A 20,630-nucleotide genomic window follows, 5' to 3' on the forward strand; every position below is an offset into this window, starting at 1 on the left:
ATGCCCAATGCCCAATGCCCAATGCCCAATGCCCAATGCCCAATGCCCAATGCCCAATGCCCAATGCCCAATGCCCAATGCCCAATGCCCAATGCTAACTATTTAGATACGTATATCTTCTGAGGCTCTGCTCGTAGGTTTGCAGCAGTCGCTGAGATTCCGCTAGGGTGATGCGCTTTTCTTCTAATGCTTTCTCGCAACGCTGGCGAATGTTTTCTACCATATCTTCCGAGTCATACTGGACGTAGCTCACCACTTCGCTCATGGTGTCACCTTTGACAACGTGTTCAATTTGGTAGCCTTTGGGCGTTAATTGGATGTGAACGGCGTTAGTGTCGCCAAATAGGTTGTGCAAATTGCCCATGATTTCTTGGTAAGCTCCATTCAAGAACATCCCCAAATAATAGGGTTCTCCGGGCTTGTAGGTGTGCAACTCTAAAACCGATTTGACATCGCGCAGGTCAATAAAGCGGTCGATTTTACCATCACTGTCGCAGGTGAGGTCTGCTAAAATTCCCCGCCGCGTTGGTTCTTCATCCAAGCGGTGGATGGGCATAATTGGGAATAGCTGATCGATCGCCCAACAATCTGGTGCTGATTGAAACACTGACATATTCACGTAGTAGATGGAAGCCATAATTTTTTCTAGGTCTTCCAGTTCATCGGGTACGTATTCTTGCTGTCTAGTGATGTTGAGAATTTTCTGACAACAAGCCCAGTAGAGGCGTTCGGCTTTGGCTCGTTCTCTAAGGCGTAAAATTCCTAAGTTGAAGCGGCTGATGGCTTCTTCTTTGAATTGTGCAGCGTCGTGGTACAACTCTTGGTAATTCTCTTGGTTAATGGATTGGAAGCTTTCCCAAAGATAATTAATAATTGGGGATTCTCCTTCTTGCGGAGGTTCTGGTGCGTCGAGGGGGACATCGCTAGTACTCAGAACATCAAAAATCAGCAGCGACTGATGGGAAGCGAGCGCTCGTCCACTTTCACTAATCAGTGTTGGTACGGCAATCTGCCGTTCAGCACAGGTATCTTTTAACTCTGCCACGATGTCGTTGGCATAGTTCTGCATATTGTAATTTTTCGATGCATAGAAGTTGGTTTGGGAGCCATCATAATCTACACCCAAGCCACCACCAACATCCAGGTATTTCATATCTGCCCCCAGCATCGACAATTCCACATAAATGCGGCTGGCTTCTTGGATGGCATCTTTAATCACATTGATGGCAGAGATTTGTGAGCCAATGTGGAAGTGCATTAACTGCAAAGAATCGAGGAGGTTAGCTTCCCGTAACTTGTCAACAGCCTCGATTACCTCAGGCATTGTCAAACCAAATTTAGCGCGATCGCCACTAGAAGCTCCCCAACGTCCCATACCTTGGGTACTGAGTTTAGCACGAACACCTAATATCGGCTTAATACCTAACTGGCGATTGGCATCAATCACCAAATCAACCTCTTCAATCTGTTCTAAGACGATGACTGGTGTTTGCCCTAGTCTTTGGGCTAACATTGCCGTTTCGATGTATTCTCGGTCTTTGTAGCCGTTGCAAATTAACAATGCTCCTGGTGTATCCAAAACAGCCAGAGCAATCATTAATTCTGGCTTGGAACCGGCTTCTAAACCAAATTGATGAGGCTTGCCAAATTTCACTAAATCCTCAATTAAATGCCGCTCTTGATTGCACTTGACCGGAAACACGCCACGGTAGACACCAGGGTAGTTGTAGCGGGCGATCGCTTTATTAAAACAAGCGTTCAAGCGCTCAATCCGGTCTTCCAAAATATCGGAAAAGCGAATCAACATGGGAAGTCCCAAGTTGCGATCTTTCATGGCGTTGACCAATTCAAACAAGTCTAGAGAACCCCCGCGATCGCCCTTGGGTGAAACGGTGACGTGACCAGCAGCGCTAATGGAAAAATAAGGTTGTCCCCATCCTTCAATGCGGTATAAGGCTTCGCTATCCTCAATTTTCCAGGAGCGAGGTAAATCTCCTGTGGTAGGACTAGGTGGTAACAGTTTTTTGTGCTTATGATTTTTCACTTCAGATTTCTGTCCATTGGCCGGTACTTGTATCACCTCGTCTGATGTAGCAGTTGAATCAACACCCATTTGTTCCTGACCTCTGTTTTTCACCCACGAGTTAACAATTTAGCGCATTCATCTGGCAACGTATATGCACCCAAAGATAATTTCTGAGATAAACTCTGATTGGTCAAGAGTCATCTGTTAAGAGTTATTAGTCATTAGTCAAACGTGCAAAACCTCTGGACAAAGGACAAAGGACAAATGACAATTGACTAGATAAAAACTTTATTAAGCTTTGGGAAACAGCAATGGAACGTACATTCTTAGCAATTAAGCCTGACGGAGTACAACGAGGATTAGTGGGGGAAATTATCCGTCGCTTTGAAATTAAAGGTTTTACCCTAGTTGGTTTAAAGTTCCTGAAAGTCAGTCGGGAATTAGCTGAACAACACTATGATGTTCACCGGGAACGTCCCTTTTTTGCTGGTTTAGTCGAATTTATCACTTCTAGCCCAGTGGTAGCAATGGTATGGGAAGGTGATGGCGTTGTTGCATCTGCCAGAAAGATTATTGGTGCCACAAACCCCTTAACATCAGAGCCGGGAACGATTCGAGGCGATTTTGGCTTAAATATTGGTCGCAACTTGATCCACGGTTCTGATGCTCCAGAAACCGCGCAACAGGAAATAGCCCTATGGTTTAAGGATGAAGAATTAGTTAATTGGCAACCACACTTAACGCCTTGGTTGCACGAGTAATAAAGAGTTAGGAGTTAGGAGTTAAAAATTTATAACTAATAACTCTTAACTCTTGACTTCTGAGTTACTTCGAGATTTCACTTTTTTCCAGTTCTGCTTGGGGCAATTGGGCGTCAATACGCTTGGAAAATCCCCAGCCTAAAATTAGGAAGATCGCCGGAATCATGATCCATTCTGGTGGAACTAAGCTATCGTTCACCACTTTCAACAACAAGCGCAAGCCCACCAAGGCCACAGTTACATAGCCTGCATCCTCTAGGTTTTCATATTCGTCTAACCAACGGATAAACAATCCCGCCATGAATCGCAGCGTAATAATACCAACTGTTGCACCCGTCAGCACTAGCCATTTTTCTTGAGAAACTGCGATCGCAGTTGTCACACTATCCAAAGAAAATGCCAAATCTGTAAATGCAATCACGGGTATTGCTTGCAACAACGAACTAAAACGCGGTTCGTGATTCTGCTCGTCTTCACTTTGTTGAGAGGTAAAGTGTTGGAATACCAACCACAGCAGGTAAGCAGCGCCTAATAATTCAAATTGCCAGAATTGTTGCACCCAGGTGGCGGTAAGAATTAGGGTGATTCGCAGCACATAGGCAACGACTAAACCAAAGTTGAGGGCCTTACGCTCAAGTTCTTTGTCTTCCAGCCCTTGAGCGATCGCAGCCAGGGCGATCGCATTGTCGGCAGATAACACCGCCTCTAAAAATATCAGAATCAGCAGAACTATTGGGGCTTCAACGCTGAAATGAAAGTTGAGGTAATCAAAAATTTGGTCTAGCATTCCGGGTTTCTCAAGCAGAAAAAATTAAAATTTGACAGAAACAGAGATTTTCATGTTAAAAAGCGCAATAAATTGCTACTCTAATTCAGCTTAACGTGGTTGTGGTGCATTTTAAAGAGGGTTGAATGGATGCGATCGCCGTACAACTTGGGTGTTCTGTGTGTTATTCAATATACAAAAAGTTTTAGTATCTAGCTCAATGCGATCGCAATAGACTGACGTCATTTGGCATCTAGAATTAGAATATGAGAACAAAAATATTGTAATAATTGATGAATATTTCCTTATGAATGACACACTTCTACAACGCATCACTCATAATCCAAATATCTGCCACGGTAAACCCTGTATTCGGGGACTTCGTTATCCAGTTGAGTTTATTTTGGAATTGCTCAGTTCTGGTATGACTACTGAGGAAATATTGGCAGATTATGACGATTTACAATCTCAAGATATTTTGGCTGTCTTGTTGTTTGCTGCGGCTCTAGCTTCCCGTTCCAGATATTCAATTTCTCCTTTCCACCGCTCAAGCTTGTTTTCTCGGTCTTGTAATTGAGATGTTGTAGGGTTTCTGGAAGGCTGGGTATCTGAATTAGGCAAAATTCCATTATTTGCAAGCCAGATGCGGGAAAATACCTGCCAAAGAAATTCATGATCGTGCTTATCGCCACCCAGACAGCGAATGCGTTTGACTGAAAGTGTGGATTCACCAAAAAGGATTTGCTGATTTCTGGAATTTTTAGGAAACAGGCGCGTCTCACCACCTCTTCCACGAAAGAATTCGACTACAAACCACTCACCAAAATCAAATATACAAACCTCTGTCGGGTCGCTACCATCATCCTCTAATAGATCAACATCACCTTGGATTTGATACCCTATGGCAATTTGTGATGTCGTGGGTAACAAGATGCGAAGCCGTTCAAAGCGGTTACTGTAATTAGCCCAAAAGTCTCTGCGACTACATAACCGATTTGACTCGAAGTTTTGTAAATCGAGCCTGTTCAATATTAGATTTACTAACTTTTCAAAATCACCATAATTGATACCTCCAATCCACTCTCGAAGTCTTTGCCTTGCTGGATCTGAAAGTTTATACCACTTTTCACCATTTCTATAGTTATTTCGCAACCAATCAACCAGTAAAGAATGATTGGTTGCTATATTATTGGAAACATTAATTAGCAAATGATTAACAGCCTTTATTTGCTGACTTTCTGACATTTCATCCAAACAACTTAACAGCCATTTTACTTGCTGCTGATTGGGAGAGCGAATTGTAGTAAAATAGGGAGTTATGTCTTCTGTTAATTTGCTGAATAATGGAATCCAAACAGGCAAATCTTCTCGGACGTTGTTTAGCAATTCAGTTCGATTAAGACGATGTTCACAAGCAATTTTTGCTAATTCTCTACCTGCTTGTTTGCTGCAAAGCGCCCGAATAATTTGAACTGACAGTAGGTGACTAACTAAGTCAGAATTAGCAAAGATATCAAAAGATTCAGCTAGAGACTGTGCTAACACCTGTTCTTGCTAATCACCATAATAAAGAGCTAAACGCCACAATAGCTGATGTTGCAACCATAAATTAGAAATTGCTACCTTCCAAATGGCTGCTGATGTTTTTCTGCATCGGTCAACATTTTGCTGATCCCACTGTGCTTTAGCATGGATGCAGTAAACCCAGTCCAACTTACTTACTTGATCAGCTTTACCCTGTTCAATAGCTTCCAATACTTTATCAACACTTGGTATTGATATTGTTGTATCTGGTAAGTTACTTGCAAGCTGAATAAGTTGATTAAGACTACACTGGGGAGTTTCAGGTAGGGAAGGAATATAAAATTGAGAATTCAAGATTATTTCTCCTTTAAAGAGAGGTTTTTACGATATCTTTCTTTAACTCATCACTGCGAAACTGAAAGCGGAAAACTACCTTGCGATCGCCTGGATTATCACGTTTCTTATCAGATTCGATTTCTCCACGACCAGCAGCTAATATTTTTTGGCTCAAAGGTGCTTTGGTAGAGAAATTCATATCATAAAAAATGTATGTATAAACTGATGCAGCCGCTTGCACTGCACTTGCTTCAAAAGCACTTCTCTGGGCTGTCATTCCCTGGATACTCTGATCTACAGCTCGATTAATTTCGTCGGCTGTTTGTTGTAATACACTTTTTGTATCTGTTTGAAATTGATTTAGAGTTTTCCCCAAATTGTTAGCAAATCCTTGGAGTTCTACCAAAGTCTCTTTTTGAAAGTTCTGAATTGTCAGAATGGAACTTGCCAAACTTTGAGAGATACCACCGAGTTCCTTATGTAGGGTCAACACTGCGGTGGAAGCTTGTTGGGTTAACTCTGCACTTTTATCTAGCCGATCTGCAATCGGTTCGAGTACTTGAATTCGCAAATCTTTGATGAGTTCTTCTAAAACTCTCTGTCCCTGGTTTTCTTGAATTTCTCGGAGTTTTTTCTGTTCTTTGAACATTTCTCCCAAGGCTGGCTTAATCTGCTGACCTATAGCTTGACCGATAGCTTGGGCTGACAACTGATTTAAACCTGCAAACTGTTCTGCAATACTTCTACCTACAGCTTGACCAATACCTTCTGCATTTAGCTGCTTTAACCCAGTCAAGTTTTTTGCTACAAGACTAAGTGCTTCAGCTACTTCATGGTTGCTATTATCTGCCGTTTTTAAAGTTGCGATCGCATTGAGTTTATAGCGTAAACTATCGCGCCGTGTTTGCCGTCCCAAATCACACCCAAACAAAACTAGAAGAAACAAGCTACCAGATCCAAGCCCCATCATGGAAGTGGAAAAAGCTGTTTTCATTCCCACCAGTAGCTCTTTACTGGCAGTCATCAATTCTTTGGGATCTTCTGTAGATAAATTGATTCCTTGGAGTCCCTGTTGTATACCATAAAAGGTTCCTAAAAGACCAATGGCAGTACACAAGGTTGTCACGAAGCGTAGGGAACTACGAGGTATAGGGTGGGCTAAGACAGATGGATACTTTATAAGTACGAACTTGCCATCCTTTTGCGCTTGTTGAATTATACTTACATCCGCAGTATTGCCTCATCTCCCCCTGCTTCCTGCTTTCTATGCAGTTTTAGCATTCTCGTCTAATGCTTGCTCTGTAACATTTTTCAAGCGGCTCGACCTGATTTTGCGGATGTGATCGCTATTACGAACACCGCCCGCCATCTCATATTCGCGGCTGTCTTTGCCGTATTTGATTGCAACCACCATCAGCATCTTCTCAGAAAGCTGACTCAAATTTTTTTCCATATCTTCTATTTCAGTTTTAGAAGAGTCAACCACAGACAGAGCAGTATTATAAACATCGAGTTTATTACGTAACAGATCAATTGACTCAATCAGTTTTTCCAGACTATAATATTCATCATATTTGATGTTTGGAACAATCGATTTCAGTCCAGAGCATCTTAACTGAGCTTTTTCTAAAATGCGGGATGTACGTTTTTGACGAGACATAAAATTACTCCTTTAAAATGCTGCTATAGCTAGTTTGCCTCTATTAAACTGCATTCCGGTTCAGCAGAACTCGCAATTTTGTCTGATAAAAGTTTCAGGTTATATCGGTAATTGTTCGGTATCTAATCAGTAATGTAAAAACGCACGAGTCACACTGCTCCCGTCATAGGGCTATTTTATTCTCATCTAACCCGCCTCAGAATGAATTCTGAGTCTAATAGCGAAAGTCGTCTCAAGACGACTAGAGAAAAGGTTATAGTCCGTTTTAACGGACTTTAGCTATTAGCCCCGAACTTTAGTTCTGGGCGGTTTATGTTTAGAACGAAATAGCCCTGGCTCCCATCACGAGTCACACCGCTCCCATTACGAGTCACACCGCTCCCATCACGAGTCACACCGCTCCCATCACGAGTTATACCGCTCCCATCACGAGTCACACCGCTCCCATCACGAGTCACACCGCTCCCATCACGAGTCACACCGCTCCCGTTTGTTGGGGAGTGTGTAAACGCAAAACGATTTCTTACTAGATATCCCTGCGTAGGCAGAACTCAACTTAGGCAATGTCTACGATGGTAACTGAGCTTGTCGAAGTGCGGGCTACGCCTACGCACTATAGCGCTTCTCAGTTGAGTGCAATACAGACCTAACCCCCAGCCCCTTCCCTTGTAGGGAAGGGGAGTAAGACTCAAAGCCTCTCTCCTTTTAGGAGAGAGGAATGGAAGTGAGGTCAATGTGTTTTGCTTCCATTCGAGAACCGCTATAAGTAGGTGGGTGGGAAAATTTATAACTATATCATTGCGAGCGGAGCAAAGCGAAGTGAAGCAATCACAATAGTTTCGAGCATTTTACATTTCGTTACATAGTTAGGTTTATTTGAGCCAACCTACTTATTGGTCTGTGAAGCTAAAATTAACAGGTAAACAAGTTCAGCAAGATAAGAATAGTTCATGCGGCGAGACTCGATATTTTACAAACTATTTCAAGAATCTCCCACATTATTATTTGAATTATTAACCAATCCGCCGACAAATGCTAACGCTTATCGATTTGACTCAGTAGCAGTCAAAGAACCCAAATTTGAAATAGACGGCGTATTCCTCCCACCAGAAAATGCCGGTGCAGGGGTAGTGTATTTTTGTGAAGTGCAATTCCAAAAAGATGAACAGCTTTACGAAAGAGTATTTGCTGAGTCATCATTATATTTTTACCGCAACCGTGAGAGATTTAGCGATTGGCAAGTAGTCATAATTTACCCATCTCGCAGTTTGGAACAAAGCCAGATTCATCCCCATCGCTCATTGCTCAATGGCGGACAAGTACATCGAATATATTTAGATGAATTGGGGGATATTCGTACTTTACCTTTATGGGTAGCGCTGATGGTATTAACGACAGTTAAGAAAGAAATTGCACCAGAACTAGCCTTGTATTTATTAACCAGAACTCGGCAATAACTATCATTACCCACAAGTCGCGCCATAATAGAGATGATCATAACGATCATGGTGTACAAGTTTGAGCAGTTAAGTAGAAGAGAGGTAGAGTCGATGCTGGGAATCACACTCCAGGAAACGCGAGTTTATCGGGAAATTAAGGAAGAAGGGCGTGAGGAAGGGCGCGAGGAAGCAACAGTTAATCTAGTTAACCGACTGTTAACAAAGCGATTTGGCGAACTGGCTCCAGAAATACGTTCCGCCATCACTGGTTTACCTTTACCTGTTCTGGAAGACTTGAGTGAAGCACTATTAGATTTTACCAGTGTGGCTGATTTGCAGTCGTGGTTAGCAGGGCGATAAGTCCGCTCCTCTGTAGGTGCTGCTAAGATAGAAGCGATCGCTTGACTTTTAAGACAGTCGCTACAAATTTTCTTAACCGAGCGGTATTGACTCTCGGAAAACATTAAAGCTATTTTCAGCTAAATAGACGATGCTTTTTGGGTTTAGCAATGTGCTTTACCCTTACGACAGATTAAGCTCAAGTAGGGTGCGTTGCACTAGGCGACAACGCACCATCTTGATATGTCCTATTGCATTAAAATCTGACGGATTAAAATACTCATTACCTCGTCTGGGTTGGCGGTTGGTAATAGTGGACTCCAGTCTCCAGTGCTGGCGTAGCCAATCACTTGCAGATAGTGAATTGTGCTGGTAACGGCTTTTGGAGAACCAATTAATAGATGTTTAATCGGTTCTCTTTTTGGCAATTGATTTTCAGAAGATTGATTAAGGATGGGCGCATTTAAGTTTTCGCCACCCAAATACTGTTGTAACTGTGATTGGGCGAACTTTTGATTTTCTAGAAACTTTTGTACTTGTGTCATCATTGTAATTGTCTCCCAGAATGGGGGTTTATAGAAAGGCGATCGCCCTCTGCCAAGAATCTGCGATCGCCTTTCTTTTAATGATATTAAGGTATAGAATTATACTTATTAATCACTAATTTAAAAATAAATTAAAAGTAAAAAGTATTTATTTGTAGCTACAATTATTTTCCTGCCGTCGTCATTTGGCATCTAAAATTAGAATATGAGAACAAAAATATCGTAAGAATTGATGAATATTTCCTTATGAATGACACACTTCTAGAACGCATTACTCATAATCCAGATATTTGCCACGGGAAACCCTGTATTCGAGGACTTCGTTATCCAGTTGAGTTTATTTTGGAACATTTATTGTCGATGCTCAGTTACCAGTTCGTCTTGCTCATTTTCTCAAAGCTTCAGGTTACGATACAATTCATACTAGAGACTTACCAGGGGGAAATGCTACGCCAGATAATGAGATTAATGCCGTATCAATTCAACAAAATCGGATTTTAATTACTAAAGATGTGGATTTTCTCAACTCATTTTTAACAATTCAGCAACCCTATAAACTACTTTTAATTACGACAGGCAATATTAAGAACTCAGAATTGGAATCCTTATTTATAGCTAACTTTCAATCTCTAATTGAACTGTTTAAGCAGCATTCATACATTGACGAGATACCATTATTATGCCTCAGTAGTTAACGTGAGTTCCACGGCTCATGTAGTAACTGCTTAATTAGCGTAAATATTGAAACCTCTAAGAGGATGTTTGAAAAGTCCTTTTGTCGATATCAAAAGTTTTAGATCCCTCTAAATCCCTCGATAAATTGGGGAACTTTGATTCCAGTTCCCCCTTTTTTAAGCTACCGTGTATACACAAGTCTAGTTGGCAATCAAATGGACAGAAAAGAACGGAAAATTATTTTTAAAATCCTTGATTTTACGTTATGCCTCTATCAATAATCTGACACTATTGATAATCAACTTGATCAAATCAAAACCTTGCCCATTAAGGCTTGTATCTTACCAGGCAAGGATTTTAGGACTTGTGTATACACCGTAGCTTTTTTAAGGGGGTTAGGGTGGATCTAAAATTGCCTAAAGTCACAGTGAAACACTTTTAAAACTCTCCTCTAAGGAGCTACGGTGTACACACAAGTTGAAAAATCCTCTACCCACATTTTTGTCAGAGTGAAACTGTCACGCAGACAGGCAATCCCGCCCAGAACTGAAGTTCAGGGCTAATAGCGAAAGTCCACTCAAGTGGACTAAATGAACAATTCAGTCCACTTGAGTGGACTTCAGCTATGAGACTAGGAATTTATTTTGAGGCGGGATAGAAACGCAGTGTGTGAGATTTATTAATAAAGATATCGCTGCGGCAAAACTTGTGTAGTTTCTCTCATTAGAGGCTTCGAGTATACTTGTTGACTTTACAAACATCCTCTGATTGCAATTTACTCTACCACTACGCAACTAAATTTCACAAAATCTCTGCCAACTTTACCAGCAGAGTATCTGCTAAATCCAATAACCTGATATCATCTGTATCAATACTATTTTCTTCACTAGCTAAAAGATTTTTTACCGCAGATAACCTATCATTGGTTTCAGAAATTCTCCAAGATTCTTCTAAGTTTACTGCAAAATCAAACAGCGATCGCTCTCCTAAATACTGTCTTACCTTGATAGCTACACTATCATTACTTACCAAAAATTCTTTAATAGCATCTAATCGATAATTACCTAATATTTCGTCATTTCCCCACGTTTCTAGCCAGTCTCCATCTACATCTTCAACGTAAAAATTCACAAAGTCAATCCCGTAAGTTAGCCAGCTTTGCTGCATTTGTCGGGCTGTTGCTAAAGCTTCCGCAAATGTATCTAGTTGATTGTTGCAGCTGTGAGTTTCTCTTTTGTTAGCCATAAAAGCTCTAATTAGCACGTAAGTATTTAGGCTATAATCCAAATCTGGAATATCAAATTCCAGAAAATTCACGAAAATTTTAAATATTTGCCACCAGAAAGGTAATCACTGTTATATAGTGCCACGTTGACTAACTGGTTGATAAAATTAGCGTCCTTGGGATTGTAACTTAAGAATAGTCCTCTCTCGATTTCCCACGATCGCAGTGTATTTTGCCAAGCTTCGTACTTTTGGTGATTAAGTTCTTCACTAACACTGGTAATTTGAATACACAGTGGTTGATTGTTACGACTAACAATTAAATCTGTTGCCATAGAAAGGTCGGCGATATAACGCTGCCAAAAACTACCTTCTCGACTGACAATATCTTGGGCTATTGATTTGATGATATCATGATCAACCTGATTAAATTCGCCTGCCATCAATTTTTGTTTCCAAATATAAAACTTGGAGTCACTTGCATTGAACCATCTAGGAAAGAGATAACCATACCAATATCTCTCAATCGGCGTCATTTGCTCGAACTTTGCTTTTTGTTCTTCTTCTGAAGGTAAGGATTTGATTATCAGCCAAATTGTAGAATCCGTAATCACCTCTAGGAGAAAGGCAACGACAAATGGTTTTGCAGTTAGGGAACCTGGCTTAATATTCTTTACCCAACGATTGATTTCATCTAATCTTGTCGCTAAATTATGATCTATCGAGGAGGCTTGCTCGATAAGGGACTTTAGCTTCTCCTTAATCTCTTTAGCTTGCAAACGATGCCCTATTTTCAGAAGATAACGCTTTTTTCACACATTTATAACTAAATCTTAACTTAAAAATGTCTTTACTTAATTTCCTGATGTCATTAAATATTCTCTAGGTCGATGCCCTGTATACGTAAAACCTCCCGCAATCGAGCAATTTCTTGCTCTGCTTGTTGGGCGCGTTCTTCTGCCTGTTGAGCGCGTAAACTTTCTTGTTCAGCCAGTTCTTCTGATGATAGTATCAATTGATTTTCAGTAGTGAAAAATCTTAATTTACCTTCATAAACTCCCAAATAAAGTTCTAACTGCTGACTCCACAAACGTCCATCAGTGGTGGTTTTAATTTCTTGATACTTACCATCTACTAAATGAAATCCCTGAAGCTCTATTGTTACAGGATCAAACCAGAAATAATCTGGTGTACGGAAGGTATCCTGATAAACTTGTTTTTTTAAGCCTTTATCAACTGTTGTTGTTGAACTTGACAAAATTTCCACAATTAGGTTTGGATATTTGCCGTCTTCTTGCCAAACTACCCAACTCTTACGGTCTTTTTTCTCGGTTCCCAAAACTACAAAAAAGTCTGGGCCACGGAAATGTTCTGATTTTTTTTGGTTAGGGCTGTAGTAAATCGTCAAATTGCCAGAAGCATAGAAATCTTGTCGCGATCGCCACCATAATTTAAGTATGCGAATCAGCAAATCGATTTGGTCACGATGCAGATCACTTTCCAAGGGTGGTTCGTCACTCAGTAGATCGCCAGGAGGAAAAATAACTTCCTCCTCTGAAATTTCATCAGAGATAATTTCTATGGTAGCAGGTTCAGACATCAGGGATCGCTCCGCGATTTACATTCATTTTACTGAAAATTCGGTAACTTGCAGATGGCTTTAAAAACTTGCAATAATTCAATTGCATCTGGAGATTCATTTAGATTTAATAATGGCATTAGCTGATAAGTTAGCTGCTGATCACGTCTTAGATAAACAAATTGATAAAGCTGTCCATTAGTTACCAAACCCCAAACTGATGACTGCTGCTCTAAACTCTTAAAAGCATAAGTCAGTAATTGAGGTAAACCCTCAATCACATTGACCGCACTGTTTTTCGTTTCAATCACTAAAACCCAAAAAGGCGGCGCAATATTACTTTGAGGACTGTTGATTGCTAAAATATCCATCCGCCCAGTAATTCTTCTGTCTTCATCTTCGACTGCGATCGCAATGCTATCTTCCATTGTCAACCGAATCGGCACATCATAAAATCCAGCTAACCGCATTAATGGTGCGATCGTTAAAAATTTGACTAAGCCTTCAGAAATTTTACCTGCATTTAAGTAACGCTCAAAGTCGCTTCTGATTCGCAATAGATCCTGCTGTTCAAACTCTGTTAACGGTTCTAAATTTAAGAAATCTGTAAATGAACCAGTTGAAAGCTTATCTAATTTAAGAAAGCGATGAACATCGTTGAGAGATAAGCTGCTAGCTTCGACGGTGAGTGTCATAGTTTCAGGCGTTGTTTGTCAAGACTACTTATATCTTGCAACATTCGCGGTAGGTAGGCTGCAATCTAACGTCTTTACATTTCTTGATCGCTTGCTTTTGGTAGATGAAAATAAATGTAAACTAAATAACTCGGCAATTTCTACCCAGCTTAACGAAAATCTAAACACTGTATAGCATAACTGGGCTAAGAATAGTTTTTAGTAACAATAGCGATCGCACTCATAACCAACCATGTCTCAACCAACTATAGAATCAATCCTACAAGAGAACCGCTTATTTTATCCTGCCTCGGAATTCTCGCAAAATGCCCATATCAAAAGTTTGGAAGACTATCAGCGTCTCTACGACAAAGCCAAAGCCGATCCGCAGCAATTTTGGGCAGATTTGGCTGGAACAGAATTAGAATGGTTCCAAAAATGGGATACAGTATTAGACTGGCAACCGCCTTTTGCTAAGTGGTTTGTTGGCGGTAAGATTAATATTTCTTACAACTGCCTTGACAGGCATCTCACTACTTGGCGCAAAAATAAAGCAGCATTGATTTGGGAAGGAGAACCAGGTGATTCGCGTACCCTCACCTATGCCCAACTGCACCGGGAAGTTTGCCAGTTTGCCAATGTATTGAAGCAACTGGGTGTACAAAAAGGCGATCGCGTCGGAATTTATCTGCCGATGATTCCCGAAGCTGCGATCGCCATGTTAGCCTGTGCGAGAATTGGCGCACCCCACACCGTGGTATTTGGTGGTTTTAGTGCCGAAGCTTTGCGCGATCGCTTAATTGATGTCACAGCTAAACTGGTAATCACGGCTGATGGTGGTTGGCGCAAAGATGCGATCGTCCCTCTCAAGCAACAGGTAGATAAAGCCTTAGCTGATGGTGCTGTTCCCAGTGTCGAAAATGTCTTAGTTGTCAAGCGCACTGGACAAGAAACTTATATGCAGTTAGGGGGACGCGATCATTGGTGGCATGATTTACAAAAAGGTGTATCAGCCGATTGTCTTGCCGAACCAATGGACAGTGAAGATATGCTATTTGTCCTCTACACTTCTGGCAGCACCGGCAAACCGAAGGGTATAGTGCATACAACTGCTGGTTATAATTTGTATAGCCATATAACCACCAAGTGGATATTCGATCTGCAAGACACTGATGTATATTGGTGTACCGCCGATGTAGGTTGGATTACGGGACACAGCTACATTGTCTACGGACCACTTTCCAACGGTGCAACAACGTTGATGTATGAAGGTGCGCCCCGTGCTTCTAATCCTGGTTGTACATGGGATGTAATTGAAAAACACGGCGTTAATATTTTTTATACTGCACCTACGGCAATTCGGGCATTTATTAAGATGGGTGAACAACATCCGAATGCGCGAAACCTGTCTTCGTTGCGTTTGCTGGGAACCGTCGGCGAACCGATTAATCCAGAAACTTGGATGTGGTATCAGAAAGTAATTGGTGGCGATCGCTGTCCAATTGTTGATACCTGGTGGCAAACAGAGACAGGCGGTATCATGATTACACCGCTACCGGGAGCAATTCCCACCAAACCCGGTTCAGCAACTCTTCCCTTCCCCGGAATTATCGCAGATGTGGTGGATTTGTCAGGAAACACCGTACCCAAGAAGGAAGGCGGCTATCTGGCGGTGCGCCATCCGTGGCCAGGAATGATGCGGACAATCTACGGCGATCCAGAACGCTTCCGCCGCACCTATTGGGAACACATTCCCCCCAAGGATGGTAATTATACTTACTTTGCTGGTGATGGCGCAAGACTTGATGAAGATGGTTACTTCTGGGTAATGGGTCGTGTAGATGACGTATTGAATGTATCAGGACACCGACTCGGTACGATGGAAGTAGAATCAGCCTTAGTTTCTCACCCAGCAGTTGCTGAGGCGGCGGTAGTGGGTAAACCGGATGAACTTAAAGGTGAAGAAGTAGTCGCTTTTGTGACTTTAGAAGGTACTTATCAGGGGAGTGAAGAGTTGAGTAAAGAACTCAAACAGCACGTTGTCAAAGAAATTGGTGCGATCGCGCGTCCGGCAGAAATTCGGTTTACAGACGCTTTGCCCAAAACGCGATCGGGTAAGATTATGCGCCGATTGCTGCGGAATCTAGCTGCTGGTGAAGAGGTATCTGGGGATACTTCGACCTTAGAAGATAGAAGTGTGTTGGATAAATTGCGGGAAGGTACGTAAACAATTCAAAATTTCTCAAATGCCGAATATGTTAACAACAGAGTAACACACAGCAATTCTTAACAATATAGGGTGGGCAAAACAGCCTACCCTTTGCTAGGTAGGCAAACTGCATTAAAATAGGCATAGAAATGAGAAATGCACTAGGACAAAGAGGCGAAGCAATTTTTACAGTATTAATGACGGAATTTCATTCTAATACTGGACCTATTTTCAAACCACAGTTTTTAGGATATAAATGGCAGTACGTTGATTTTATAGTGGAGTTAGTCGTGTCTGATAAATCTGTTCCTTACTTTTTTGTACAAGTCAAAAGGACAAGAGAAGGTTATACTAAAAAACTCAATCGTCTTAAGGTGAAAGTGCGACAAGAGAGTGTAATTGGTTTAGCATCTTATCCAGCACCAACTTATATAGTTGGTATTGATTAAATCCAAGAAAGAGGTTACATAATTTCTGCCAATGGTGAAAGCCTTAATTCTCTGTCAAGCCTCTCTACAATATTTAAAATTATTAAACAGAATCGAGAAATTCTCTGGCATGAAGTTAACAATTTCTGGAGTAGAAATCATACTAGTCATTTAGTTTCAAAATTTGCTGACCAAGACTGGAGATAAAATTATGAACACCGCAGCACCTTGGTATATTGAAAAACGGGCAGAATCTCTTGCCATTGTTTACTTAACTCGTCGTGATGACTTGATTATTTCTCAGCCAACACCAGAGAAAGGATTAGATTTTTTAATCACAATTACCAAAGATGGCATTTCTAGTGGTAGACTCTTTGGTGTAGAAGTAAAAGCAACAGTTTCTACATCTGAGTTAATACAGCATAATGAGATTTATAAATTAAAAAGCAATAGGGATAAAAATACAAACTTTTTCAGAGATTTACCATTTCCGGTTTGCCTATTTTTCTTTACATTAGACAATGATCAAGCTTATTACAAATGGATTTTAGAGCCTAATAATGATCAAAATAATGTTGGAGTAAACTTTAATGAAAATGATGAACTTAAAAAACTCCATAACAAAGAAATAGCTAATATTATTTCAAGAGTAAATAGTTGGTATGACTACAAAAATAATGCATTAAGATGAATATACTAATTTTTCTGATAAAATAAATAGGCGCGATCGCGCGTCCCCAGAATTTTAAGGGCACCGCGCAGTCATCATATTGACACGCTTATTAGTGCGTTACACACTTACTAATCCATCCTCACATTATCATGAGAATAGGACATTATTGAGGCATTGAGGATGATGAAGCTGAAGAGTAAATCAAAATCAGCATTTGTTCAATCTTTTAGTGGCATGACGCTGAGTATCATCACTGTAATTAGTCTATCACCATTAGCGTTAGCGGTTCCTGCAAAAGTTTCTTTGGATTCGCCTGAACAGTCTGTTGAGAGACAACCGCAGAAAATAGCACAGTTTTCAGACACAAATACACCAGAGCGATCGCAGCTCCTGCAACAAGCCAATGCTTTATACAATCAGGGAGACTTGACAGGTGCAGAGGAAAATTTACGCAAATTCATTAAAAAATCTCCAGAAGATGCCTTCGCACACTTTCAACTGGGAAACGTGCTTTTTCGGCAAAAGCAACCAGAAGAAGCAATTAGCTCTTATCGAGAAGCCATTCGCCTCCAGCCAAAATACGCCCTAGCTTACAATGCGATCGGTATTGTTTATGCTAGCCAAAGTCGCTGGGAAGAAGCTATTACTGAATATCAAAAAGCTCTAGAAATTAATCCTAATTATGGCGAGGGGCTGACTAATTTTGCACTGGCATTGTGGCAAACAAATAAAAAAGAGGAGGCTTTATCTTCTCTAGAAAAAGCTTTAAATATTTTCAAAGCACAGAATAGAGGTGAAAAAGTTCAACAAGTCGAACGAATCTTGCGAGAGATCAAAACTGCTGATCAGCCTAGTGTTTCATGAAAATCAGATTATTCATAGGACTTACGCATAAAGTCCCAAATGTAGGAGCAATTCATGAATTGCCCCTACGGTATATCAAGGCTTTCAGTGCCTTTTTGCGTAAGTCCTGATTCAGAATAATTTGTAATTGATAATGACGCTCTTGCTAGCTTGCTTCTTTGCAGGAGTACGCGGCAGGGCGAAGGTGATTACGAGTTAGTAATTAGCTAAAAGTTAGGTTTGATTTTTAATTAGCGAAAGTGATGAAGAACGTTAGGTAAGTCCACCAAACAACGAATGGGCAAACAAAGCGGCTTGAGTGCGATCGCGTAAATTCAACCGACTCAGAATATTGGTAACATAATTTTTAACAGTGTTTTCTGAAAGAAACAGCGATTCGGCAATTTCCCGGTTATTCGCTCCACAAGCAATTAACCGCAATACATCTAATTCTCTGGGTGTGAGTTGCGCCAATTCTTTTCGAGGTTCCACAGACGCGACAGGTGCGGCAATCGGCATGAGTGCTTTCTCAAACAATCCCGGACCGAGTAGGGTTTGTCCCTTGTAGACGGATCGAATTGCCAACATTAGTTCATCTGGTTCGGTGTCCTTGAGCAAATAGCCCTTTGCACCCAGCCGCATTGCTTGGTAAACATACTCATCATCATCGAAGGTGGTGAGGACGAGAACCTTAATCTCAGGATATTGTTGAGCGATCGCTTTTGTGGCGGCAACGCCATCCATAACGGGCATCCTGATATCCATTAGCACAATATCGGGTTGTAGTGCGGCAATCTGTTCGAGCGCCCGTTGCCCATTCTCCGCCTCACCGATTACCTGCATCTGGGTATTCGACTCAAGCATACTCTTAAGTCCTTGGCGAATAAGATGCTGATCGTCAACTAATAAAATCCGAATCATAGCTAAAACACCAATAGCTTTGATAGTGGCAAAGAAACAGAAATACAACAACCTGTTCCTAATTGACTGTGGAGATTCAACTGACCGCCCAGTGCAACCGCCCGTTCTCGCATCCCTTGTAGCCCAAACCCGGTTGTATTTTGAGTGGGGTTAAACCCTTTACCATTATCTTCGATTGACAGATGAATTATCCCAGCCTGAGCCAGTAGTCCAACAGTGACACTTGTCGCCTGAGCGTGTTTGCAAATATTTGTCAACGATTCTTGCACAATACGATAAAGAGCCGTGTTTACTTCTGTTGGTAAAGTGTACGGTAGATCAATTTTACAGTCCGGTTCAATACCTGTGGTTTGCTGAAAATCTGTCAGCAGCTTTTCAATGGCTGATTTGAGAGTTTGCCCTTGCAAAGGATTTGAACGCAAAACAGAAAGCGATCGCCGAATTTCCAGCAGCGCCTCAGCCCCCTGTTGCTTTGCCTGTTTGAGAAATGTCAATGCTTTGTCATTATTTGATTGCCAGAATAACAAAGTGTTATTAATTTGAATGGTTTGGGCGGCGAGAGTGTGTCCCAACCCATCATGAATTTCGCGGGCAATTCGGTTGCGTTCCTGCAAAGTTGCCTGATCTTCAATCCGTAGCGCATACTGGCACAGTTGTTGATTGATGATCTCTAATTGCTGATGGGCAATTTCTAACTGCTCTCGACTTTGGCGCTCTGCAAGCAGGGCATTAATTAACAATAAAGCGAATATTAACGTTAAGCAAAACAATAAAATATTACTTAATCGCCAATCCCAGGACATAGCGATCAGCTTATCTCTCATAAAATTCTCAGGTACAATCGGTCTTGATAAAAGAATTATTCCATATGAAAGCAGAGATAAACCCAAGACAACCAACTGTCCTGATAGTTTAAATATCAGACAACTCCGCATCACCAGTACCAGACATAGCAGGAAAACGGAGCGAGGAGATAAAATATGTTGAGTCGCTGGCAGCAAAATTAAAACGAATTCCAGCGCTGTATAAAATAATTTTGTTTCCAGCTTCAGCATTGGTAGTCTCAAGCCCATCAAGCTGAAAGTGGCGATCGCCAGAACTCGTAGCAGCAAAGACCAGGACAATTGAAACGGCAGCAGAACTTCCATAAACACTGCCGTGGCTAATAACAGCCACTCTAGGTAAAGCAACAGACGAAACGATGGGTAGGTCAAGCGAACCATAGAACTGTTCCAACTCAATGGCCTTTGTAACAAAACCATAGGTATTTTCACAATTTTAGGATGAAATTCTTCTTCCTATATAACGAATCTGTTTCTAGTATCGATAGAGCCGTTCTGACTGATTAACTATTCCTGAATTAGGAAAAAAGTCACAATAACTTGAGTACTTTTTTACTGGCCAGGTTAGGAATTCTAGCTCATGCACAAACCTATCCCAACTTTTAAGATTAGCTGGTATGAGTCAAGCAGCAACTTTTCAAACATCTTCTAAACAGTCATAAATCGAAATTCAGTCAGAACAGTCATATTACACACAACAAAAACCAGAGAAGTAAATGATTAAAAAACAGATAATTTTACCAACCCTTCTACTTGCAACTATCCTTATTGGAGGAATGACAGGTTGCAACAGTTCTAAGTCTCCAGATGTATCTCAAGGTGACAACTCTGGTGGAACAAAGGTATCTGATACCAACACTTCTGCGCCAAGCTCTCCTGGATCGAATACGCCAGAACGCGCCCAGAAGCGCGAAGCAGTTCGCAAGCAAGTTGAGGCAGTTCTGACCCCAGATCAGGTAAAGGAATTGTCAGCGAAATTGCAACAAGGTGAAAAAATGCGTAAAGCAGTGTTGAGCCTGAATCTTACGGCTGAACAAAAGACTAAAATTCAGGATATTTTTAAGACTGCCTATCCTCGCCGTAAAGGGGAATCCTAAGATAATTCGTAATGACGCTCGCGGACTCGCTTTTCGCGTCGCTAACGTAATTCGTAATTACTGTTACGT

The 20,630-nt window shown here is 41.2% G+C and carries 22 protein-coding genes and 2 pseudogenes; 10 read left to right on the plus strand and 14 right to left on the minus strand.

What is annotated here, in order from left to right; translation table 11 throughout:
- Positions 1-94: 94 nt before the first annotated feature.
- Positions 95-2,113: a biosynthetic arginine decarboxylase gene (gene speA, locus V7K36_RS28930; RefSeq protein ID WP_335121100.1), complete on the minus strand. Its 2,019-nt coding sequence runs from the start codon at positions 2,111-2,113 to the stop codon at positions 95-97.
- A 224-nt stretch (positions 2,114-2,337) separates the two neighbouring features.
- Between speA and ndk the strand changes: the two genes are divergently transcribed.
- Positions 2,338-2,787, plus strand: coding sequence for a nucleoside-diphosphate kinase (gene ndk, locus V7K36_RS28935; RefSeq protein WP_335121101.1), 450 nt, complete (start codon positions 2,338-2,340; stop codon positions 2,785-2,787).
- Between the two features lie 64 nt (positions 2,788-2,851).
- On the opposite strand, the gene V7K36_RS28940 is transcribed toward ndk, so the two are convergent.
- On the minus strand, positions 2,852-3,574 hold the full coding sequence (locus V7K36_RS28940; RefSeq protein WP_335121102.1) for a TerC family protein: 723 nt from the start codon (positions 3,572-3,574) through the stop codon (positions 2,852-2,854).
- A 286-nt stretch (positions 3,575-3,860) separates the two neighbouring features.
- Between V7K36_RS28940 and V7K36_RS28945 the strand changes: the two genes are divergently transcribed.
- Positions 3,861-4,130, plus strand: coding sequence for a DUF433 domain-containing protein (locus V7K36_RS28945; RefSeq protein ID WP_335121103.1), 270 nt, complete (start codon positions 3,861-3,863; stop codon positions 4,128-4,130).
- Here V7K36_RS28945 and V7K36_RS28950 read toward each other — a convergent pair.
- From V7K36_RS28950 to V7K36_RS28970, 5 genes are all read right to left on the minus strand, one after another.
- On the minus strand, positions 4,022-5,098 hold the full coding sequence (locus V7K36_RS28950) for an EH signature domain-containing protein (RefSeq protein ID WP_335121104.1): 1,077 nt from the start codon (positions 5,096-5,098) through the stop codon (positions 4,022-4,024). The two genes, V7K36_RS28945 and V7K36_RS28950, sit on opposite strands and share 109 nt — an antisense overlap.
- A gap of 9 nt (positions 5,099-5,107) precedes the next feature.
- Positions 5,108-5,431, minus strand: coding sequence for a hypothetical protein (locus V7K36_RS28955; protein WP_335121105.1), 324 nt, complete (start codon positions 5,429-5,431; stop codon positions 5,108-5,110).
- A 13-nt stretch (positions 5,432-5,444) separates the two neighbouring features.
- Positions 5,445-6,539, minus strand: coding sequence for a hypothetical protein (locus V7K36_RS28960; RefSeq protein ID WP_335121106.1), 1,095 nt, complete (start codon positions 6,537-6,539; stop codon positions 5,445-5,447).
- A 138-nt stretch (positions 6,540-6,677) separates the two neighbouring features.
- Complete coding sequence (locus V7K36_RS28965) at positions 6,678-7,073, minus strand: hypothetical protein (RefSeq protein ID WP_335121108.1); 396 nt, start codon at positions 7,071-7,073, stop codon at positions 6,678-6,680.
- 275 nt (positions 7,074-7,348) lie between these two features.
- Positions 7,349-7,552, minus strand: a complete 204-nt coding sequence (locus V7K36_RS28970; RefSeq protein ID WP_335121109.1) for a hypothetical protein — start codon at positions 7,550-7,552, stop codon at positions 7,349-7,351.
- A gap of 471 nt (positions 7,553-8,023) precedes the next feature.
- On the opposite strand from V7K36_RS28970, the pseudogene V7K36_RS28975 reads away from it, so the two are divergent.
- A pseudogene (locus tag V7K36_RS28975) lies at positions 8,024-8,872 on the plus strand (Rpn family recombination-promoting nuclease/putative transposase).
- Between the two features lie 227 nt (positions 8,873-9,099).
- Here the strand turns inward: V7K36_RS28975 and V7K36_RS28980 are convergent.
- A complete protein-coding gene (locus V7K36_RS28980; protein ID WP_335121110.1) occupies positions 9,100-9,399 on the minus strand; it encodes a hypothetical protein in 300 nt (99 codons plus the stop codon).
- A gap of 243 nt (positions 9,400-9,642) precedes the next feature.
- Between V7K36_RS28980 and V7K36_RS34335 the strand changes: the two are divergent.
- Positions 9,643-9,714: pseudogene (locus tag V7K36_RS34335) on the plus strand (DUF433 domain-containing protein); the annotation flags it as partial.
- 35 nt (positions 9,715-9,749) lie between these two features.
- Positions 9,750-10,091, plus strand: coding sequence for a DUF5615 family PIN-like protein (locus V7K36_RS28990; protein WP_335121244.1), 342 nt, complete (start codon positions 9,750-9,752; stop codon positions 10,089-10,091).
- Positions 10,092-10,872: 781 nt separating this feature from the next.
- Here the strand turns inward: V7K36_RS28990 and V7K36_RS28995 are convergent.
- From V7K36_RS28995 to V7K36_RS29010, 4 genes are all read right to left on the minus strand, one after another.
- Entirely contained in the window at positions 10,873-11,316 is a 444-nt protein-coding gene (locus tag V7K36_RS28995; RefSeq protein WP_335121245.1) for a hypothetical protein, read from the minus strand.
- A 68-nt stretch (positions 11,317-11,384) separates the two neighbouring features.
- On the minus strand, positions 11,385-12,074 hold the full coding sequence (locus V7K36_RS29000) for a hypothetical protein (protein ID WP_335121111.1): 690 nt from the start codon (positions 12,072-12,074) through the stop codon (positions 11,385-11,387).
- 92 nt (positions 12,075-12,166) lie between these two features.
- Positions 12,167-12,895, minus strand: a complete 729-nt coding sequence (locus tag V7K36_RS29005) for a Uma2 family endonuclease (RefSeq protein WP_335121112.1) — start codon at positions 12,893-12,895, stop codon at positions 12,167-12,169.
- A gap of 29 nt (positions 12,896-12,924) precedes the next feature.
- A complete protein-coding gene (locus V7K36_RS29010; protein WP_335121113.1) occupies positions 12,925-13,569 on the minus strand; it encodes a restriction endonuclease subunit R in 645 nt (214 codons plus the stop codon).
- 232 nt (positions 13,570-13,801) lie between these two features.
- On the opposite strand from V7K36_RS29010, the gene acs reads away from it, so the two are divergent.
- The 4 genes from acs (at position 13,802) to V7K36_RS29030 (ending at position 17,722) form a co-directional block, all read left to right on the plus strand.
- Positions 13,802-15,775 (plus strand): acetate--CoA ligase, encoded by a 1,974-nt coding sequence (gene acs / locus V7K36_RS29015; RefSeq protein WP_335121114.1) that lies wholly within the window; start codon positions 13,802-13,804, stop codon positions 15,773-15,775.
- 131 nt (positions 15,776-15,906) lie between these two features.
- Positions 15,907-16,206: a hypothetical protein gene (locus tag V7K36_RS29020; RefSeq protein WP_335121115.1), complete on the plus strand. Its 300-nt coding sequence runs from the start codon at positions 15,907-15,909 to the stop codon at positions 16,204-16,206.
- A 190-nt stretch (positions 16,207-16,396) separates the two neighbouring features.
- Complete coding sequence (locus V7K36_RS29025) at positions 16,397-16,876, plus strand: DUF4365 domain-containing protein (RefSeq protein ID WP_335121117.1); 480 nt, start codon at positions 16,397-16,399, stop codon at positions 16,874-16,876.
- Positions 16,877-17,041: 165 nt separating this feature from the next.
- On the plus strand, positions 17,042-17,722 hold the full coding sequence (locus V7K36_RS29030; protein WP_335121246.1) for a tetratricopeptide repeat protein: 681 nt from the start codon (positions 17,042-17,044) through the stop codon (positions 17,720-17,722).
- Between the two features lie 252 nt (positions 17,723-17,974).
- Here the strand turns inward: V7K36_RS29030 and V7K36_RS29035 are convergent, their stop codons facing one another.
- Both V7K36_RS29035 and V7K36_RS29040 read right to left on the minus strand, forming a co-directional pair.
- Positions 17,975-18,622 (minus strand): response regulator transcription factor, encoded by a 648-nt coding sequence (locus V7K36_RS29035; RefSeq protein WP_335121118.1) that lies wholly within the window; start codon positions 18,620-18,622, stop codon positions 17,975-17,977.
- Between the two features lie 2 nt (positions 18,623-18,624).
- Positions 18,625-19,845 carry a sensor histidine kinase gene (locus tag V7K36_RS29040; RefSeq protein ID WP_335121120.1) on the minus strand — a complete coding sequence of 407 codons (1,221 nt, stop codon included), beginning with the start codon at positions 19,843-19,845 and terminating at the stop codon, positions 18,625-18,627.
- A gap of 335 nt (positions 19,846-20,180) precedes the next feature.
- On the opposite strand from V7K36_RS29040, the gene V7K36_RS29045 reads away from it, so the two are divergent.
- On the plus strand, positions 20,181-20,561 hold the full coding sequence (locus V7K36_RS29045; protein WP_334833308.1) for a hypothetical protein: 381 nt from the start codon (positions 20,181-20,183) through the stop codon (positions 20,559-20,561).
- The last annotated feature ends 69 nt before the right edge of the window (positions 20,562-20,630 follow it).

This window comes from Nostoc sp. (genome assembly GCF_036919555.1).
Lineage (GTDB): Bacteria > Cyanobacteriota > Cyanobacteriia > Cyanobacteriales > Nostocaceae > Nostoc.

Excerpts from the sequence above, each read along its gene's own strand:
- V7K36_RS28940 (WP_335121102.1), bottom strand. The coding sequence starts at position 3,574 with ATGCTAGACCAAATTTTTGATTACCTCAACTTTCATTTCAGCGTTGAA.
- V7K36_RS29045 (WP_334833308.1), top strand. The coding sequence starts at position 20,181 with ATGATTAAAAAACAGATAATTTTACCAACCCTTCTACTTGCAACTATC.
- V7K36_RS29020 (WP_335121115.1), top strand. The coding sequence starts at position 15,907 with ATGAGAAATGCACTAGGACAAAGAGGCGAAGCAATTTTTACAGTATTA.
- V7K36_RS28980 (WP_335121110.1), bottom strand. The coding sequence starts at position 9,399 with ATGATGACACAAGTACAAAAGTTTCTAGAAAATCAAAAGTTCGCCCAA.
- V7K36_RS29035 (WP_335121118.1), bottom strand. The coding sequence starts at position 18,622 with ATGATTCGGATTTTATTAGTTGACGATCAGCATCTTATTCGCCAAGGA.
- acs (WP_335121114.1), top strand. The coding sequence starts at position 13,802 with ATGTCTCAACCAACTATAGAATCAATCCTACAAGAGAACCGCTTATTT.
- ndk (WP_335121101.1), top strand. The coding sequence starts at position 2,338 with ATGGAACGTACATTCTTAGCAATTAAGCCTGACGGAGTACAACGAGGA.
- V7K36_RS29040 (WP_335121120.1), bottom strand. The coding sequence starts at position 19,845 with ATGGTTCGCTTGACCTACCCATCGTTTCGTCTGTTGCTTTACCTAGAG.
- V7K36_RS29030 (WP_335121246.1), top strand. The coding sequence starts at position 17,042 with ATGAAGCTGAAGAGTAAATCAAAATCAGCATTTGTTCAATCTTTTAGT.
- V7K36_RS29005 (WP_335121112.1), bottom strand. The coding sequence starts at position 12,895 with ATGTCTGAACCTGCTACCATAGAAATTATCTCTGATGAAATTTCAGAG.
- V7K36_RS28965 (WP_335121108.1), bottom strand. The coding sequence starts at position 7,073 with ATGTCTCGTCAAAAACGTACATCCCGCATTTTAGAAAAAGCTCAGTTA.
- V7K36_RS28945 (WP_335121103.1), top strand. The coding sequence starts at position 3,861 with ATGAATGACACACTTCTACAACGCATCACTCATAATCCAAATATCTGC.
- speA (WP_335121100.1), bottom strand. The coding sequence starts at position 2,113 with ATGGGTGTTGATTCAACTGCTACATCAGACGAGGTGATACAAGTACCG.
- V7K36_RS28995 (WP_335121245.1), bottom strand. The coding sequence starts at position 11,316 with ATGGCTAACAAAAGAGAAACTCACAGCTGCAACAATCAACTAGATACA.
- V7K36_RS29010 (WP_335121113.1), bottom strand. The coding sequence starts at position 13,569 with ATGACACTCACCGTCGAAGCTAGCAGCTTATCTCTCAACGATGTTCAT.
- V7K36_RS29025 (WP_335121117.1), top strand. The coding sequence starts at position 16,397 with ATGAACACCGCAGCACCTTGGTATATTGAAAAACGGGCAGAATCTCTT.